Raw genomic sequence first — 3,472 nt, 5'->3', positions numbered from 1 at the left:
ATTCAATCTTGACCGGTGGTTGGGGTGTGTTCTCCAAAGTATAGATAGTCCTTTTGGCGGCGTATAGTCGGAGGTTAAAAGCTTATGAATAAAATTGTATAGATCTTCACCGTATCCTATGGAACAAGCATATTGGTCTGCTCTGTACTCTTGGCGTCGGCTACCAAAGAGCGCGGCAAATGAAAGAGGCAGCACCAAGAGCAAATCTAAGACGAATACGGTAACCCAACTAATCCCGGATAGAATAAGCACAAAGAGATTAAGGAAGGGTATGGGAAGGCGCCCCAAAAAGCCAGCAATGGTAGCAAAAATTTTCATCGACCATAAAGCAAACTGGCCTATAACATTGACTGTTACGAACACTTTCAAATGAGCTGAGTCACTATAGTGTATGTGCCCTATTTCATGAGCCAATACAGCCTTGATAGTCTTATCGCTTCCACTCATCAGTAATTCTCTGGTGATGGCTATACTATTAACGCCTAAAGAACAGGCATTCAAATATTGATCGTCAGTAACATAGAGACGGAAGGCAGCCGTTTTTTTCCCTGCTCTTTCACAAACTTCTGAAAAGAGATGGTTTAATCTTTCCCTTTCATCTTTGAGGGGTTTACCAAAACCATAGAATTTACGAAGAATAACATCATATACTGGGGTGAGTGATAATGCGATAAATGCAAAGATTATGATGCCGGACCAGTATAATGTTAGTTCATTTTCGGTTTTAAAGTTTTGTATGAATTTATAGTTGATATTCATATAAACAAGTACTTTATTTGTCAGTGAAACAACGGTTTCTTTAGGGATAAATCCTACAAAAAAGGAAATTGCGGCCGATAAGATAAGTCCATTAATAATAATGGCGGTTAGGTTAACTATGGCTGTTATAAAGTAAACATATGCGACATACATAAGGTTCCCCTCCTATTTTTCATAAATTTCAAAGTAAGTTACGCCCTATTATTCTCTTTCGAGATCACGTTTTCCTGCTAAATATTTACATTATACTATCGATTTCGACGAAGAGATTTACATAGTCGAGTTAAAGTTGCATGGATGCTGAAGGTATGTAAAAATATGAGTGACTTAACATAATTTAGAAGGATTTTCCTATTTCTCTATCTAAAGTATAAACAACAAGTATCCTAGGGAGGTCTTTCAATGTTCGGAAAACTATTCAACAAAGCTGATAAACTATTCGATTTTGCTACAGAAGGAAAAAAGGAATATCGCGATGCAATTCAAACAGCTTTACAAAACGGTAACTTCTCGCAAGAGAATAAAACATATTTAAAATCACTGGCTGAGAAGAATAAGCTCGGCTCAAAGGACTTATTTTTTGTACATAGAGATGCATGTGATCTTTTATTTCAAAAGGCAGCAACTGATTTTAAGATTACTGATCAAGAAATAAGCACGCTGAATTCTTTTGCAGATTATGCAGGACTTACCTTTAAAGAATTAGGTATAGATATGGATAAATTACGGAAATATCAAGCTATTTGGCAAATGGAAGACTTAAAACGCTTACCTTTATTTAATAGTGATGGCATACCGATCGTATTTAAGAAAGGTGAAACTCTGGCTTGGTCAACACCATCTTCATTAAAGAAGTTTAAGAAAGTTACAACTGGTGTGTCTTACAAGGGATTGACTGCTTCAGTTAAAATCGCTAAGGGAGTTCGGTATCGTGTTGGTTCGCTAGACCTTGGACGTTCTACTAAAGAAGTAGTTGATGTAGAAGACACGGGTGTTCTTTGGATGACGAATCAGCGTATCGGATTTATTGGACGTAAAAAGAACTTTACCTTGGCGTATGGTAAAATTCTTTCATTTGATGTGAACTCTAATGGTCTTTTCTTGAGAAAAGAAGGTAGAGAAGCACCATATATTATTGGAATGGATGATTATGAGGTCCCCTGCTCTATTATCTCGTTTGTTTTGAATGAGATGGAGCAAGAGCCGATTGAAGAAATTGCAGCTACTCGTCAATCTGCAAGCTCTAACAATGACTTACTTGCTCAGCTTGAACGTCTCGGCAAGCTACGCGAACAAGGTATTCTTACTGAAGAAGAATTTCTAGAGCAGAAGAAAAAGATTTTAGCTTAAAAACCTTAGAGCAACTCTAAGGCATATTATATAAAGCATTTGTAGCATTAGACACAGCACTATCCACTCTTTAAATGGACAGGCTGTGTCTTTATGTATAAAAAAGGAGGAATTGTCATGAAGCGTTTACAAAAGGTTTATCTGCAGTTATTCCTAGTGTTATGTGTTGCGGTCAGTCTTACGTCTGTATTTCCTACTCCTGCCCTCTCTCATCAGGCAGCAATCCCTGTTCAGATTGCTCATTTAGATGAGTGTACTGCTGATGGTATTGCACCGGCTATTCCACAATCTGAGGGTGCATATGTTGCTAACTCTAGTACTGGTAAGTTTCATTATGCTGGCTGTAGGTATGTTAAGATGATGTCACCAGGTCATAAGGTGTTTTATGATAGTCGGGATGAGGCTGTTGATGCGGGGTATGTGGCTTGTAAGGTTTGTAGGCCGTAAGGTTGATAGTTGCTTTAATAGGAAAGACACAGCTCTGCTCCAATGGATAGGCTGTGTCTTTCTTTTAAGCAATGATTGCTTGTACGTGAACGAGCCGGATAACCGTCAACTGACTCATTCATATGTTAAATTCATATTAAGACTTGTTCTATTACATGGCACCACTGTCATCTCCAAAGTGGCAATCCTTGTATTTACTGACTTCTGCTAGCATCTGGTATCCTGGTACAAGATATCTTGTATGTTTTTTAAAAAGCTCCAAATCATAATCTTCGTGAACGCTAAGTTCATTTTTTTATGGGACTTGCTTCTACGACTTTTGGTATTCGCAGAAATCCATTGTCTACCTCTACCTATCAAGAACAAATACTCTCACCCCATGGGTACGCCCTAGCTCATATAGTTCTTCGTCTGAAGCGTCTATATGAACGTCAAACACTTTACCTTTAACCGCTCCACCGGTATCTTCTGCGATACGCCGAAACACTCTGCCGTCAGGCATAACAATCTCAACCTCTGAACCTAGTGGAACTACATTCGGGTCAACGGCCACAGTCCTGCCCGAGGTAGCTATTGTGCCTGAGGCTGTTTTACCTATATCGTTGTACCAAGTCACCTGTGCGCCATCTATGTAGCGAGCCACTCGATTCCCACCACGGCTAGTTGGGTAGACATCACGCTGGATCGCCAGCTCACGCCTTAGAATTGCTATGTCTTTTTGCATGTCCTCAACCTTTTGCTGGTTCACTTGGGCCTCAGACGTTATTTGTGCTATTCGCGCCTCGTCTGCTTGCTTTTGATCAATGATTGTTTTGTAGTTGATGCCAAAGCCAAATATTAAGGCTATTATAATCGTGCCGCTAATCAATTTTAGTCTCATCCTATCACTCCTTCAAATGATATATTAAGGCTTAGC

4 protein-coding genes are annotated in these 3,472 nt (G+C 39.3%); 2 read left to right on the top strand and 2 right to left on the bottom strand.

What is annotated here, in order from left to right; translation table 11 throughout:
• A partial coding sequence (locus LMF89_RS25065; protein ID WP_229537535.1) for a M48 family metalloprotease occupies window positions 1-912 on the bottom strand: 912 nt, incomplete at its 3' end.
• Window positions 913-1,161: 249 nt separating this feature from the next.
• Here LMF89_RS25065 and LMF89_RS25060 point away from each other — a divergent pair.
• Together LMF89_RS25060 and LMF89_RS25055 are read left to right on the top strand one after the other, a co-directional pair.
• Window positions 1,162-2,109: an SHOCT domain-containing protein gene (locus LMF89_RS25060; RefSeq protein WP_229537534.1), complete on the top strand. Its 948-nt coding sequence runs from the start codon at window positions 1,162-1,164 to the stop codon at window positions 2,107-2,109.
• Between the two features lie 117 nt (window positions 2,110-2,226).
• Window positions 2,227-2,556 carry an Ada metal-binding domain-containing protein gene (locus LMF89_RS25055; RefSeq protein WP_229537533.1) on the top strand — a complete coding sequence of 110 codons (330 nt, stop codon included), beginning with the start codon at window positions 2,227-2,229 and terminating at the stop codon, window positions 2,554-2,556.
• A 349-nt stretch (window positions 2,557-2,905) separates the two neighbouring features.
• Here the strand turns inward: LMF89_RS25055 and LMF89_RS25050 are convergent, their stop codons facing one another.
• Window positions 2,906-3,436, bottom strand: a complete 531-nt coding sequence (locus LMF89_RS25050) for a 3D domain-containing protein (protein WP_229537532.1) — start codon at window positions 3,434-3,436, stop codon at window positions 2,906-2,908.
• Between the last annotated feature and the right edge of the window lie 36 nt (window positions 3,437-3,472).

Source organism: Pelosinus baikalensis (genome assembly GCF_020819555.1).
In the GTDB taxonomy this organism is placed as follows: domain Bacteria; phylum Bacillota; class Negativicutes; order DSM-13327; family DSM-13327; genus Pelosinus; species Pelosinus baikalensis.
Note: the sequence above shows the minus strand (reverse complement) of the source record. Positions and strands in the feature narration are given on the sequence as shown.